The organism is Streptomyces tyrfis, assembly GCF_037034285.1.
GTDB lineage: Bacteria > Actinomycetota > Actinomycetes > Streptomycetales > Streptomycetaceae > Streptomyces.
Genome location: NZ_JBAGJZ010000029.1, coordinates 42,741 through 57,779 on the forward strand (window position 1 = coordinate 42,741; position 15,039 = coordinate 57,779).

General features: G+C 66.1%; 9 protein-coding genes and 1 pseudogene. 5 read left to right on the forward strand and 5 right to left on the reverse strand.

All coding sequences use genetic code 11. From position 1 onward, the window contains the following. Positions 1–36: 36 nt before the first annotated feature. Genes WA762_RS21995 through WA762_RS22015 form a run of 5 tightly spaced genes read right to left on the reverse strand, consistent with a single transcriptional unit; the run spans position 37 to position 11,128 of the window. On the reverse strand, positions 37–4,026 hold the full coding sequence (locus WA762_RS21995; RefSeq protein ID WP_335937701.1) for a non-ribosomal peptide synthetase: 3,990 nt from the start codon (positions 4,024–4,026) through the stop codon (positions 37–39). Then, positions 4,023–7,214: a non-ribosomal peptide synthetase gene (locus tag WA762_RS22000; RefSeq protein ID WP_335937703.1), complete on the reverse strand. Its 3,192-nt coding sequence runs from the start codon at positions 7,212–7,214 to the stop codon at positions 4,023–4,025. The genes WA762_RS21995 and WA762_RS22000 overlap by 4 nt, the downstream gene beginning before the upstream one ends. Continuing rightward, complete coding sequence (locus WA762_RS22005; protein WP_335937705.1) at positions 7,211–9,055, reverse strand: non-ribosomal peptide synthetase; 1,845 nt, start codon at positions 9,053–9,055, stop codon at positions 7,211–7,213. The genes WA762_RS22000 and WA762_RS22005 overlap by 4 nt, the downstream gene beginning before the upstream one ends. Continuing rightward, entirely contained in the window at positions 9,022–9,201 is a 180-nt protein-coding gene (locus WA762_RS22010; protein ID WP_335937707.1) for an MbtH family protein, read from the reverse strand. Before WA762_RS22010 ends, WA762_RS22005 begins: the two co-directional genes overlap by 34 nt. Before the next feature lie 43 nt (positions 9,202–9,244). Continuing rightward, positions 9,245–11,128, reverse strand: a complete 1,884-nt coding sequence (locus tag WA762_RS22015; protein ID WP_335937709.1) for a SidA/IucD/PvdA family monooxygenase — start codon at positions 11,126–11,128, stop codon at positions 9,245–9,247. 915 nt (positions 11,129–12,043) lie between these two features. Here WA762_RS22015 and WA762_RS22020 point away from each other — a divergent pair. The 5 genes and pseudogenes from WA762_RS22020 to WA762_RS22040 form a co-directional block, all read left to right on the forward strand. After that, positions 12,044–12,615: pseudogene (locus WA762_RS22020) on the forward strand (IS5 family transposase); the annotation flags it as partial. A 332-nt stretch (positions 12,616–12,947) separates the two neighbouring features. Next, positions 12,948–13,151: a hypothetical protein gene (locus tag WA762_RS22025; RefSeq protein WP_335937711.1), complete on the forward strand. Its 204-nt coding sequence runs from the start codon at positions 12,948–12,950 to the stop codon at positions 13,149–13,151. A gap of 203 nt (positions 13,152–13,354) precedes the next feature. Further along, positions 13,355–13,654, forward strand: a complete 300-nt coding sequence (locus WA762_RS22030) for a transposase (protein WP_335937713.1) — start codon at positions 13,355–13,357, stop codon at positions 13,652–13,654. After that, a complete protein-coding gene (locus WA762_RS22035; RefSeq protein WP_335937715.1) occupies positions 13,651–14,187 on the forward strand; it encodes an IS3 family transposase in 537 nt (178 codons plus the stop codon). The genes WA762_RS22030 and WA762_RS22035 overlap by 4 nt, the downstream gene beginning before the upstream one ends. Next, the gene (locus tag WA762_RS22040) at positions 14,115–14,543 is read left to right on the forward strand and encodes a DDE-type integrase/transposase/recombinase (protein ID WP_335937785.1); all 429 of its coding nucleotides are present in this window, start codon (positions 14,115–14,117) and stop codon (positions 14,541–14,543) included. The genes WA762_RS22035 and WA762_RS22040 overlap by 73 nt, the downstream gene beginning before the upstream one ends. Positions 14,544–15,039 lie beyond the last annotated feature (496 nt).

Sequence of the window (15,039 nt, forward strand, 5' to 3'; positions counted from 1 at the left end):
AACGCCTCCCTGCGGTCGTTTCTCCATCACCCGCTTTCATGTGTGCTCGCACAGAACGCTCTTGAAGATCGCGGCCAGCTTTTTCACGCGGTCTCCGGACATCACGCTGTAGTGATCCGCGTCGACGTTGTGGATGCGGACCTCCTTGACGAAGGCTCCGATTCCGCGGTCGGCGGATTCCCGTACCTGCCGCGGGTAGGGGCTCTCCGCTTCATCCGCCGTGGCCCTGACGAGGTCGACGACCAGTTCCGACCGAGCTGGTCGGTAGGAACGAAAGGCTTTCAAGGTCCCGGCCAACACCCGCAGCATCCCGGCCTCCGCCTCACCGGGGAGTCCGTCCGGCAGCAGCCCGTGACGACGCAGCGTGCCCACTGCCTCCTCGGGGGTATCCCCTGCGATGTCCTCCAGGCTGTCCCGGATCCAGGAGTCGATGAGGACCGTGGCCAGCGGAGCGCGTCCACGGCGGTCGAGCGCCGCAGCGAGTTCGTAGGCGACGTTGCCACCGAAGGACCAGCCCGTCAGCACCAGCTGTCGTGAGGCGGCCAATCGCTCGACGAGCGGAAGGTAGACGTCGATGAACTCCTTCACTGAGCTGGGAGTCCTGGCATCCGACTCCAGACCGGGCGCCTGAAGCCCGAGGAAGGAACAGCGGTCCGCCAGCGCGCGGCTGAGCGGAAGGTACGGCAGCGCGGAACCCGTAGCCGCGTGCACGCCGATGACCAGCGGCCCTTCCTTTCGTGGCGTCAGCGAAACGACAATGTCCTGCTCACTGCTCGTCGTCTCGCTGATCCACGCGGCCAGCTCTCGCGGCGTGGGGTGGGCGAAGACCGTCGCCACGGACGGCTTGATGCCCAGGCGCTCTTTGCACACAGCCGTGAGCTTGAGCACTTGGAGGGAATGTCCGCCCATGGCGAAGAAGCCTGTGTCGGGATCGGCCGACGGGACCCCAAGTACGCTCTCGAAGACGGCACATACCCGAGCTTCCAGCGAACCGTCGGCCGCCTTCGCCCTCCTGCCCGTGTCCCCCGTCCCTCGCCCGGAACCCGCTGTCCGCTGCCTGTCCTTCCAGACTGCCGTCAGGGCGGCTTGGTCCGTCTTGCCGTTCGGGGTGGTGGGGATGGTCTCCACCTCCACCAGGGCGGACGGGATGATGTTCCGCGGCAGCCAATGCTCCAGATGTCTGTGCAGGGCGCGTGGATCCGGTGCGGCGCCCTCCACGGGCACATAGAAACCGATCAGTTTCTGTTCGGGTCCGTTTCCCATCGCCAGCACGCGCGCGGCGGCGACCTCGGCTGACGCCAGCATCGCCTGTTCGATCTCCGCGGGTTCCAGACGGATCCCTCTCAGCTTCACCTGCCGGTCGCTCCGACCGAGGTACTCCAGCCCGCCTTCCGGCAGTTGTCGGCAGATGTCCTGGGTGCGGTACATCCGGCCGCCCGGCACTCTGCTGTAGGGGTCCGGGAGAAACTTCTCCGCCGTGGCAGCGGGACTGCCCTCGTAGCCGTCGGCCAGCCCCAGTTCACCGGCTATGTACAGCTCTCCAGGCATGCCCACAGGGACCGGCCGCAAGTCGGCGTCGAGCACGTACAGGCGTACGTAGGGCAGCGGATGACCGATGGGTACGGTCCTCGTGGCCCCGGGCCGGGTGAGGTAGTAGCTCACTGCGCCGGCCTCGGTGGGCCCGTACAGATTGATCAGTTCGGCTTCGAGCTTCCGGTGGGTCAGGGCCACCAGCCCCGGCTTGAGCTCCTCACCGGCGGACAGCACATGGCTCAGTGAAGGGCAGCCGGCGGCGCCGAGTTGCCCCAGGAAGCTCTCCAGCATCGAAGGGACGAAATTCACCACGTTCACTTCATGCCGCTGGACCAACCGCGCAAGATAGCTCGGGTCCAGGTGGCCGTCAGGCTCCGCCACCACGATCGTGGCCCCATGGTGGAGGGGCCAGAAGAGCTCCCACACGGACACGTCGAAGCCGTAGGGCGTCTTGAGGAGGAGGCGATCACCCGGGCCCACCGGTATCAGGCCCTGGAGCCAGTCGAGAAAAGCCAACGACGCGTCAGTGGGATAGGCAACAGGCTTCGGCCGCCCCGTGGACCCTGAGGTATGCAGCACGTAGGCCGTACGCTGCGACGACAGCGCGTCGGCGGCAGCGTCCGGAAGAACATCCACCACAGCGTCCGGATCCGCCAGGCTCTCAGTGCGCACAACGCCCCATGGCCCGTCGGGCACCTTGTCAGCGGTCGCGCCATGGGCGGCAACGTGGGCGATGTCCAGAGTCGACAGCATGCCGTGGAGACGTTCCTGCGGGGCCGAGGGGTCCAGGGGGACGTAGGCCGCGCCGATCGCGCACACTGCATGCAGGGCGGCAACCATGTCGAACGAGCGCTGCATGAGCACGCCCACCCTGTCGCCGGGCCGCACACCGCGCCCATACAGGCCGGCGGCGAACCGCTCGACTCTCTCCCACAGCTGTGCATAGGTGAGCTTCCCCTCGTCACCGAGGAGCGCCACGGCATCCGGTGTCCGCCGCGCCTGCTCTCCGAAGGGCTCGCTGAGGGTCCGGTACGGCACCGTCGGCCGGGGCGAGACGGCGGGCGGGACGACCGATTCCTCGTCACGGGGACCGGTCAGCGCGTGATCGGCCAGCTGGGAGTCCGGCCCATCGGTGAGCGAGCGGAGCAACTCAAGGTAGGCGTGGACGAAGCCCTCCACGAACGCCGTATCCGCCAACTCAAGGAGCCACTCGGCCTGCCCCTCGATCACACGGTCCGTCTGCTCCAGCGAGAGAGTCAGGTCGAATTTGGCCGTGCCGGTGTCCAGATGCGTGGGAGCCACCGTCCTCCCCTGCCACTGCAGCTGTCCGCCCGGAGTGTTGTGCCAGGCCAGCATGGTGCGGAACAACGCGCTCTCCGATGCGGCCCCGCTGAGGCCGAGGAGTTCGACGATGCGGTCGAACGGCGTGTCCTGGTGGTCCTGCGCCTCCATAACCGTGACGTGCACCCGCTCCAGAACGTCTCGGAAGGTCCGGGCGTCGGCCAACTCGGTGCGTAACGGGAGCGTATTGACGAAGAAGCCGACGACGTTGTCGAGGCGCGGGTCGGGGCGTCCCGCGAACGGTGCGCCGACCACCACATCGTCCACGCCGGCCACCCGCCGCAACAGCACCTTGAACGCGGACAGGAGGACCACGAAGGTGGTCGTTCCGGCCGACTCGGCGAGCCGCTCCACGGCGGAGACCGTGGAGGCCGGGATGACGAAGCTCATCAGCCTGCCGGTGGCGTGATCCGACGGCCGGCGCGGGGCGTCATTGAACGGAGTCAGCACGGCCGGGGCACCGGACAGCTTCTTGGTCCAGTACGCCTCGTCCTCGGGATCGATCGACCGCCCGGGGGCCTCAGCCACCCAGTCGAGGAACCGGAAAGACGGAACCGGGCCGAGGCTACCGCCGTTCAGCAGGGTGCCCAGTTCCTGGAGAAGGACGCCGACGGACCAGCCGTCCACGACGATGTGATGGAAGCACAACACGAGGTGCCAGCGGTCATCGGGAAGAAGGACGGCCGCGCACCGAAAGAGTGGTGCGTCGTCCAGCCGAAACGGACGCTTGGCACAGTCCTCGGCGATCTGGCGTGCCGTCTCGTCGGGGTCCGTGTCTGCGGACGGGGCCCGCAGGTCGTGCCAGACGAGGGGAACGCCCTCGCCCGGCACGACCTCCTGCCGGGGTTCACCACCCTGCTCGGTGAAGCGGCAGCGCAACACAGTGTGCCGGTCCTGCACGATGTGCAGGGCGTCCTGGAGGGCGTCATGGGACGGCGTCCCGTGCAACTCCGCCATCAGGGCGATGTTGTAGGTGGCTGTCCCTGGCTTCAGCTGTTCGAGAAACCACAGCCGACGCTGGGCGACTGACAGAGGCCCCATGGTGTGCGTTCCGGCTCCGGCTCCGGTGGTCGTCCGGCCCAGCCCCTGCGCGAGCAGCTCGGCCACCAGCTGCTCATGGCGGGAGACGGACCCGGCGAGGTGCTCGCTCATGCGCCGTTCTCCTCCAGCAGTGCGGCAGCCTTCTTCTCCAGGGCAGCCATCACCAACCGTGCCTGTCCTTCCACTGTGGGGGCGTGCATGAAGTCCCGGACCGACAGCCGGATCTCGAATGACGCCTTGAGCGCCGCCAGCACTCGCGTGGTCTGAAGCGAGTTGCCGCCCAGCGCATAGAAGCCGTCGCGACGGCCGACTCTCCGAATCCCCAGCACCTCCGACCACACAGCGGCGAGATGAGCCTCCAGAGGCGTCTCCGGTTCCTCCCAGGGCTTCTCCTCCTCGAAATCGGAGGGCCGCGGTTCGGGCAGACGGTTTCGATCGATCTTTCCGCTCGCCGTGCGTGGCATTTCGCCGAGGTGCACGAACGCACTCGGAACCATGTACCAGGGCAATCTGGACGCGGCGTGGTCGGCAAGCTCCGCGCTCCCAGCCTCCCGCCCGACGGTGTAGGCCACCAGACAGAGGTCACCGCCCGGTCCTGGACGCGCGATCACCACGCAGGAGGTGAGGGCAGGGTGGTCCAGGAGAACGCTCTCGACCTCACCGGTCTCCACCCGGCAGCCCCGGATCTTCACCAGGTGGTCGCCACGGCCCAGATAGACGATCTCACCGGTGGCTCGGCGTCGGACCAGGTCGCCGGTGCGGTAGAGGCGTTCGCCCGGCCGAGCCGGGTACGGGTGGGGAACGAAGCTCTGTGCGGTGAGGCTCGGCCTGCCCACGTAGCCGCGGGCCAGGCCGTCCAGGCCGGCCACGCAGAGCTCGCCCGGCACATCGTGGGGTACAAGCTTCTGCGACTCGTCCATCACGTAGAGCCGGTAGGCACCCACCTGCGTGCCGATGACCGACAGTTCGGGGAGGGCGTCGCCATCGCCTTCCCATACAGCGACCTCGGAGGTCTCGGTCTGGCCGTACTGATTGTGCACGGGCACGCCGAAGTGCTCCACAGCCCGCTCGATCAGGGCGGCCGAAGCGGCCTCTCCGCTGAGCGTGACCCACTGGAGGTGGGGGTATTCCTGCGAGACGGTTCCGTCGAGATAGACCTCGAGCATCGATGGCACGAAGTGCGCCAGCATGACGGGGTGCTCTCGGAGGAGTTTCGCGATGTGCTGGATGTCGGACTCGGCTTCGGCATCCGCCATGACGACGGTCGCACCGGTCATGAGGGGGAGGAAAATCTCCCAGATCGCGACGTCGAAGATGAGCGGCGTCTTGTAGAGCACCGCCTTCCCGCTGCCCAGCGCGTAGCGGCGCCGCAGCCATTCCAGACGGGTTCCAGCGCACGAATGATCGATGGCCACGCCTTTGGGCTTACCGGTCGAACCCGACGTGTAGTACACGTAGGCCAGGCCGGACGGACCAGTGGTGCGGGCAGTCAGGACAGCTTCCGGAACCGGTTCTGAATCGGGGACGAGCAGGGGTGCCAGGCCGTCGAGCAGTTCGAGGCACTGCTCGTCGGTCACGACGAGGGCGAGTGAAGCGTCATCGGCTATTCCCGCCAGACGTGCCCTCGGGAGGCGCGGGTCGAGCGGCACGAACGCCCCGCCGGCCTTCAGTATCGCCAGCAGCGAGACGATCTGCTCAACCGAGCGCTGCATGCATACACCGACGACGGACTCCCGGCCGACGCCTCGTTCGGCCATGACAGCCGCCAGTGCGCCGGATCGCCGGTCCAGTTCAGCATAGGTGATGTTCGCTCCGTCCGCAACGATCGCGGTCGCGTCAGGGGTTCGGGCGGCCTGTTCTACGACAAGGCCGTGCAAGGTCCAATCGATCTGGTAGGGCTCCACGCCCTGCGCGGTGTCCCGGAGGATTCCGGCCCTCGTCTCCTCTGAGAGCAGCGGAGCCTCCCCGACGGGAAGGGAACGAGAAATCGGCGCCCTGCGCAGCAATTCGCCGAATGCCAGGCCGAATTCCTCGGCCCAATCGGCGTCGAAGGTGTCCGTCGCGTATTCGAGCTCGCAGGTATACGTGTCCGAATCCCTGACAACGGACAGCGTGAGGTCAAACTTTGCCGTTCCGTTGTGGACGTGCACCGGCTCCGTCCTGCAGCCAGGCAGGGAGAGAGTAGTTGCCGACCTCGTGTTCTGCATGACGAAGACGGAGTCGAACAGGGGGTTCGCATCCGCGCTCCGATGTGGTGCAACGGCGCTCACAACCTCGTCGAAGGGCAGTTCCTGGTGGCTCAGGGCCTCGCGCATGCGCTGCCCGACACTCTGGACCACATCCGTGAGCGAGGTTCCCTTGTCGAACTCGGTGGGAATGACCACGGTGTTGGCGAAGTAGCCGAGTATCGACTCGCTCTCCGGGGTCGTCCGGCAGGCCACCGGCACCCCCGTGCTCACCACATCATTCAGCGAGTAGCGGTGCAGCAGCGTCTGGAAGGCCGCCAATAGGACGGAGAACGGCGTCGCCGAAGCCTGGGAGGAGACCTCCTCCACCGGTGCCGCGGGAACACCGAACCGATAGATCGCACCCCCACGCGGGCCGTCGGCGGCACGGTTGCGACGCGGATGGATGGAGAGGGGCGGATATCCCTTTGCGAGCGCCCCTGTCCAGTACTGCCGGGATCGCCGGGCCTCGTCGCCGGACAGCCAGCCCTCCTGCCACTGGGCATAGTCCCCATACTGGTGGGGTATGGCCGGCAAGGCCACTTCAGCGCAAGCAGCGTTGAGATCGCCGAAGAAGATGTCGAGCGACCACGCGTCGATCACGGCGTGGTGGAAGACGAACAAGAGTCCATGACTGCCGTCGGCAAGCGCGTAGAGGTGGACCCGCAGCAGCGGCGCGCGGGAGAGGTCGACGGGCTTGCAGGCGTCCTTGTGCGCGGCACCGATGAAATCGTCGACAGACTCCGCATTCCTGAGCTCAACCACAATGGGCGATGGCTCGGATATCTCCTGGCGAAGGCCGTCGGCGTCGACGACCAGTGCTGTGCGGAGCGCCTCGTGGCGTTCGACGACCCGGGAGACACCGCGCTCCAAGGCCTCGGCATCCAGCGGGCCGTCGATGTGGAAGGCCACGGGCACGTGGTAAGGAACGGTGCTCTCGTCAGCTTCCGCGAGGAACCAGAGCCGGCGCTGCGCCGCCGATGCCGGGGCCCGGTCGGCCGTCCTTCGCTTGGGGAACCCGGCCGCGGGTGGCGCCTGCCGGAGCCGGTCGAGCAGGGACAGGGGCTCACTCATAACGGTATCCCGGGGGAATTGAGGTTCTCGAACCGACGCTCGAGGACTGTGGCGATGGAACGTACGGTGCCGGCCGTGAAGAATTCCTCCACGGTGAGTTCGAGCCCTGTCAGCCGGCGTAGCCGACCGACGAGTTGAACCGCTTTGAGGGAATCGCCGCCCGAGTCCAGGAATTCCTGATCGATCGACACCAGTGACCGGCCCGTCACCCCCGCCCACACTTCGGCGACGGCGACGTGCAGCTCCGAGGCGCCCTCCAGGGACCCGGCCCCGACCTCCGTACCGAGCGCGTGTACGGGCAGGGCGTCACGGTCCAGCTTGCCGTTGCGGTTCACGGGGAACTCGTCCAGTACCACGTAGTGCGATGGCACGGCGGCGGCCACGAGGGTCTCGGCGAGAAGACGCCGTGCGTCACCAGGGTTGAAAGGAAAGTCCGTGAGCACGTAGCCGACCAGCCGTCCACCGGTCTCGTCGGGCACGACCTTGGCGGCGGCCTCCCGGACGCCCGGCAGCTTCCGGAGAGCGGCTTCCACCTCCCCGGTCTCGATGCGGTTGCCGTGCAGCTTCAGCTGACTGTCGGTCCTGCCCAGGTACAACAACCCGGCCTCGGGGTCATGCCTGACCCGGTCCCCAGTCCGGTACATGCGCTCACCGGGTGCGCCGAACGGGTCCGGCAGGAACTTCTCGGCCGTGAGGACAGGCTCCTCCAAGTAGCCATGCGCGAGGTTCCCGTCGCCACCCAGGAAGAGCTCACCGGCCGCACCGTCGGGAACCCGATTGAGGTGCTCGTCGAGGACGTAGGTACGGAACCCCGGGATGGCTTCCCCGATGGGCGTCGAGGCATGGCCGTGGTTCTCCCGGTAGGTCCACCAGGTGCACTCGCCCGCCTCCGTGGGCCCGTACTGGTTGTCCACCCGGATACCCAGCTTCTGGTGCACAGCTTCTGCCAGTTCGGGGGAGAGCGCCTCGCCACTGGCGAACAGGTGACGGAGCGAGGAGGTGAACTCCGACACGTCCTCCTGGTCGAGGAAGATGCGCAGAACCGACGGAACGAAATGGGCGACAGTGATCTGCTCGTCCCTGATCAGTGTGGCCACTCGCGCCGGATCCCGGTGATCTCCCGCGGAGGCGAAAACCAGGGTGGCACCCACGGACAGCGGCCAGAAGAACTCCCAGAACGATACGTCGAATCCGTAGGGTGTCTTCTGGATCACCCGGTCGCCCGACCGGAGGCCATACGTCTCCTGGAGCCAGCGCAGCCGGTTCACCGCACCTGCATGGGGGTAGACGACACCCTTGGGTTTCCCGGTCGATCCGGAGGTGAAGAGCACGTAGGCGGCAACCGTGGGAGAGACCGCGACGCTTGGCGCCTGCCGCCCAGGCGTGTGCTCACCTGCGGGCACCGGTACCACGCCGAGGTCCGCCCAGTCGCGCATAGCTCCCGCACCGCCGGTGAGCACCACCCTGGCACCGGATGTACGCAGCATTCCCCGCACCCGAGCGTCGGGAAGTTCTTGCTCAATCGGTAGGTACGCGGCACCCGCCTTGAGGATGCCCAGCATGCCGGCAATCAGGTTGAACGACCTTGGGCAGGCGACGGCCACCACTTCGCCCGGCAGCACCCCCTTCTCGACAAGTATCGCGGCAATGCTGTCAGAGGCCCTCCGCAACGAGAGGTACGAGTGATCCATCCCCTCTGCCCGCACAGCCACCGCTTCGGGAGACCGGGTCGCTTGGTGGTCGAACAGCTCGTGCACACTGCCTGGTTCGGCATTGCTCATCGAGAATTCCCCCACAGCGCCGACCATCACCGCGCGCTCTTCGGACGCATGTCCGTCCACAGCTCCTCGATACGATCCAGGCATTCGGCCCTCTCCGCCGGCTCGCCCACCACCGTCCAGCCGTCCGGAATTCGTCGACCGACGCACCAGATCGAGTACTGCTCTTCAATGTTGCGGACAACTACATATGTTCTAGGGTTTTCCATGATTCCTCGTCCAAGTTCCAGTCAGCTGCGGCAGAGGAGCGCTTCACTGTTGGTGTATTCGGGCCACAAAGTCATGGTGCTCGTCGCCCGCGCCCTCACGGAGAACCGCCATGGCACGCTTCCGGTCCTCGTCATTCCGATCCTGGGAGAGCTTGAACCGGCCGGTCAACGATTCGATGTCCAGCTCGAACCCTACGATTCCGCCGATGAGCTTCTCGATACGTGAGTCGTTCTCATCCAAGCGGTATGCGCCCTCCGACCGATCAGCCTTCTCACTGATGCTGGCGAGACCCGAGACAACCTGGTCCTGGTTCTCCAGAACGCGCACGCGGCCCCGCACATGGACAGCTACGTAATTCCAGGTCGGCAGCTGGTCCGTCGTGTAGGTCTTGGGCGATATATAGGAATTCGGACCATGGAATACTGCTAGCACTCGGCGGCCGTTAAGATTCGGGACCTGAGGGTTTCCGATGTCGAGATGGCCGAACAGCACCCCCTGCTCTCCCCGTTCCCGGTCCAGGATCAGCGGAAGGTGCGTCGCGAACACCTCACTATCCTCATCCGAGGAGATCAACGTCGCGAGCGGGAAGCGCTGCACGGTTTCCAGAATTGCTTCCCTGTCTGGCTCGATGTGCCGAGCCGGCGGATATTCCACTTCATCTGCTGAGGGTACTTCCGACCTCTTCCGCACGTCTTCCACTATCTCGGCGGACCTGAAGGGCAGAAGCGAAAGCAAGGTGTCGCCAATACCGTGCGACAATTCCGTGAGGCCCTGAAAATAGATGCCTGCCGTCAGTTCTGGTGCACTGTCTGCTCGGTACGCACGACTGACCAGGAAATTACCTGACTCGTTCTGCCGCAGATGCGGGATGACGTCCCGGAAAATCTCGGGATCGAGCTCGCGGTGGTAGCCGGTAGCCAGCACGAGGCCGTCCAGGTTCAGGCTCCGGCTACCCTCCTGGCCACCGACGGTCACATCGATTCCCGTCGGGCCGGCGTCCGCCGACAACAGCCTGCTGGACCGGCAGAGCGTGAGCCGCGGCACATTCCCACGGACCTGATCCTCATAGCCCATGTGATATAGATCTTCGATGAGGCCAAGGTCCACGACGCCGTAATTGGTGCTGCGCGCCTCCGCCAGCCGAGCCGCGCGGTCGTGGGCGGTGAAGTGGTCGTCAACCTCGGCGGAGAAGAAGACCTCGTTGCTGTACGGGCTGTCGTCCGCAGGCCGGAAGGAGTATCCGGGGAGAATCGCGTAGACGCGGCTCAAGGGGTACTTCGCGAGGATGTACTCAATGATCTCTGCGGCAGACTGACCGCCGCCGACCACTGCGAACGACAGATCCGCCGAGCGATCAGGGAAGCTCTCCGGGAAACGCTCAAGGAATTCTGCGGTGTGAATGACACGCTCGTCACGCGGAGCCACACCTGCGATCCGATTCGGAGTTCCGCCCGGGGCGTACACGACGTTCCGCGTCTGATAAGTGACGCACTCCCCGGAATGCGCGAGTTCCGCTCTGACCGTGAAGCTGCGCGCCATGCCGTCGACGCCGAAGTCCGGACTGACCGACGCTACGCGCGCCCCGAAGACAGCTTGGTGCTCGAAGTGCCCCGCTACCCAGCGAAGGTAGTCCTGGAATTCAATGCGGGAGGGGTAGAATTCCCGGAGATTCGCGAACTCCTCCAGGCGGCCCTTGGCCTTGAGGTACGCAAGGAAAGAATAAGGGCTTTCCGGATTGCGCAGCGTTACTAAGTCCTTCAGGAAAGAAATCTGCATCCGGGCGCCATCCAGTAACATTCCCGGGTGCCAAGCAAATCTCTCTTTGCCCTCCAGGAAGAGTGCCCTCGGTGGATTCTCCTCCTCCGCCATGGCAGCGGCCAGCGCCACATTGGACGGGCCGAATCCAATCCCCAGCAGATCGAGCATAGACCTTCTCCTCAATAATACAGAAATTATCTTGGTCCGGGCGGCTCAGTAAAAGTTGGCATGGCGGACAGAAGTCACTTGAGGGTGCGATGCGGCACGGCTCTTCAGCTATTCATATCAGAAACGCGCACAGTTGCGTAATCTCTCGAAGCCGGCCAGTGCCAGCGTCGATGGATGAGGGTTTATCCACCCTCCGCCGCAAGCGATCGAGTGCCGCATGAAGGCCTAAGAAGGCCTGAGGCCTACCAATTTAGCAAATACTGCCAAGACCCCGCCCTCTCATTTGCCCCCGGTGCGCATGTACTGACAAGCATGCACGCTCACCCCCACCCCGGAGCGCCCCAAAGTGCTAGGGCCGGCTGCAAATTGTCGCGCCGGAGTGACGCGCGCGCAAGGCCGCTCTCATAACCACCTTTTAATACAATGAAGTTGATTGCCTGTCAACCATCAACCTCCGCAGCCTTTACGGCCTCGGGACCGGTAGGCCCGCATGTTGAGACGTCGCCTATTGCGTGACTGCCGCTGCTCGATATCACCGTGAGTGACGAGGTTGGGCCCAGCTGTTCGGTGATCTGCCTACGTACTCCATGGCACCGTCGCGGTCGTCTCGATCCGGCTGTGGCGCAGCGCCTGAGACAGAGGCGCTCGTTTCCGGTGCACCGCTCACATGAGAGGACGATTGGAAGACGCGTACGCGTCCGCGATGTTGAAGACGCTGGCACGGCGTGGGCATTCCGCCTGGCCGAAGAGGTGGGTGATTCGCTCGGCGAGCGCGACTTCTCCGTCACGTACGGTGGTCTCGTGCATCCGACGACCGGGGCCGGAGAGCGCCTCGGGGGACGCCGGCCGCAGGTCGCGTCGGTCCATGTCGCCTCGGACCTGTCTGATAATTGATCTCCTGGCCGCCGGTGCCCGCAAAAAGGGGCGGCGACGGGGGACGAACTGGAAGGTCCGGCACGTCCGTCGGCTGGCCAGGCGCTCGGCCGGTCACGCGGCGGGCTGACCACCAAGGTCCACCTCGCCCGCGACGGCCGGGCCCGACCCCGGCCGTCGTCGTCACGCCCGGCAATGTCAACGACTCCACGGTCTTCGATGCGGTCATGGGCTCTTTGAGAGTCACCCGGACCGGCGTGGGGCGGCCCCGCCGCAAGCCCGACGCGGTCATCGCGGACAAGGCATACCCGTCCCGGGCGATCCGCCGGGATCTGCGCAGGCGAGGCATCCGAGCTGTGATCCCGGAACGGGCTGACCAGAAGGCCAACCGACTGCGGCGCGGCCGGAACGGCGGCAGACCGCCGGCCTTCGACCGCGAGCTCTACAGGTCCCGCAACGTGGTCGAGCGCTGCTTCGGCCGCCTGAAGCAGTTCCGCGCGATCGCCACCCGCTTCGACAGACTCGCCGACCGCTGCCGAGCCGGAGTCCACCTCGCCGCACTCATCCTCTGGCTCCGCGACCCCCTCCAAGGCCCTTTGTCAGACAGGTCCTAACGGCCCCGACCGCACCTGCGGTTCGCCGACCGAGCAGGGAGCATCCGTACGAGGGAGCCCGGTCACCGACTCGCCCGGCACCGGCCGCACGACCCGCCCCTGGCCCGTAGACATGAAGGGCAGCCGCGCCCGCCGACAGGACCGGGCCGGCTGCACCATCGCCAGCCGTGCCAATGCGCCTTTTCAGCGTGGCCACCGATCGGGTGACTGGGGCGGGGTGTCCTCACGCTGAATATGCTCACTGAACGCCGCGCTTTGAAGGCGCTCGGCGCTGGCTGGACCGTTGTTGGGAGGGCTTGTTGGCGAGCAGGGCATGGGATTGACTTCATGTCATGAGGATCGATTGGTTGACACCCTTGGTCATCTTCTACAACCTGCTTCTCCTGCCAGCTGTCCCCACCGAGACCTATGCGCTTTTGGGGCCCGGTGTCCTCGCCGCCGTCGCGGCCACAGCGACGGTGCCGGCTCTCATCGGCCTGGAATACCTCTTCTTCGCCCATCTCGACACTCGGGATGAACCCCACGGAGGCGGGTAGGGGTTGCCCAGTACTCCAGCCGTAGACGTTATGGCCCGGATCGGTATCGTCGCCGTATGCCTGAACTGATCGCGCCCACCGCCCACTTGCACGCTGCTTGACTCGAGGCGCATTACGAGCGGGGCCCTGGCCCCCATGGAGCTTCCCCTTGATCGTGGGCACCTGGAGACCGGGACGTGTGAGCCCAGGGGAAGCAGTGCCGGGTGGGAAATGAGTACACGAAGCGGTACACCGCGGAGTTCAAACGGGACGCGATCGCGCTCGTCGACTCCACGGGCCGCACGGTGACCGAGGTCGCCCGGGAGCTGGGGGGCAGCCCGGAGTCGCTGCGCGGCTGGTACAAGCAGGCCAAGGCGGACCGAGGTGAGGGCCGCCGCGGCGAGCTCATCACAGCAGAGCAGGAGGAGCTCAAGCGGCTGCGCAAGCTCGCTGCCGAGCAGGCCAAGACGATCGAGGTCCTGCGAAAAGCCGCGGTCTTCTTCGCGAAGGAGAGCGATCGATGAACGAGATATACGCGTTCATCAAGGCGGAGAAGACCACCCATGGCGTCGCTTTCCCATGGCGGCTGCTGAAGGTGGCCCGCTCTTCCTTCTACGCCTGGCTCACCGCGGCGAAAGCCCGGACTGTCCGCAAGGCGGCCGACGAGGCCCTGACCCACGAGATCACCGTCATCCACGTCGCCTCCCGGGGCACCTGCGGTGTCCCGCGCGTCCACGCCGAACTGCGGCGTCCGGGACGGCGCGTGAACCGCGAACGGGTCGCGCGCCTGATGCGCGACCACGGCATCCAGGGCGCCCACCGCCGCGGACGCCTGTCGCTGACCCGGCCGGACAAGAAGGCGAGGCTGGCCCCGGACCTGATCGGCCGCGACTTCCACGCCGAGACACCCGGCACGAAGCTGGTCGGGGACATCACCTACCTGCCCACGGCGAGGGCCGGCTCTACCTCGCCTGCCGGCTGGACCTGGCCACCCGCGAGGTCGTCGGCTACGCCATGGCCGACCACCACCGCGCCTCCCTGGTCATCGACGCGCTGAAGACGGCCCACGGCCGGGGCTCTCTACAACCTGGATGCATCGCACACTCAGATCGCGGCAGCGAGTACACATCCACTGAAGTCCGACGCGAGATACGCGAGTCGGGGCTGCGGCGGAGCTGTGGACGCACCGGGTCTTGCTTCGACAACGCCGCCGCGGAGAGTTTCTGGGCCCTGCTCAAAGAGGAGATCGGCATTCGCGTCCGGCCCGACCGGGCCACCGCCCGCGCCGAGATCTTCGCCTTCATCGAGGCCTTCTACAACCGCCGCCGTCTGCGCAAGCACAAGGTCTACGGCTACCTCACCCCGGCCGAGACCAGGCAACGGCATCAAGACGCCCTAAGGGCTGTCCCGTGATCCCTGGCGGGCGTGCGACGACAGCTGCGGCGCCTCGCGGCGTTGTCGGAACGCCCGCATACGTCCCGTATGCGGGCGCCCCTCCGCCTTGCGATGCACCACATCTGACGCCGCACGCTGATCCACCACGGATTACGGGACAGCCCTTAGCGGCATAACGAACACGCGTCCAACATCACGGGGAAACTTCACATAGGACACGGTCTACAGAGCGGGACGGTTGACGTACCGTCCGCCCGCTGCCAACAGGCTGGAAAGACACGCTGTCCGAATAAGTCCGGTTGACCGTCTCCTGAGTGATCGACATGCTGAACGCAGGGCAGGGGGAGGCACCGAAGCGTCCGTGCCCCGTTCTTCGGCGTGCTCGAAGACGGCCGCGGCGTCCCCCGCGGCTGGGCCGGCCGCAAGACAGCACCGGGGACACCCCGAGGCCCAGGGCTTCCGTCCCGGCCGGAACGGGTGGCAACCGCATGTACACACCCACCGCGCGCACCAC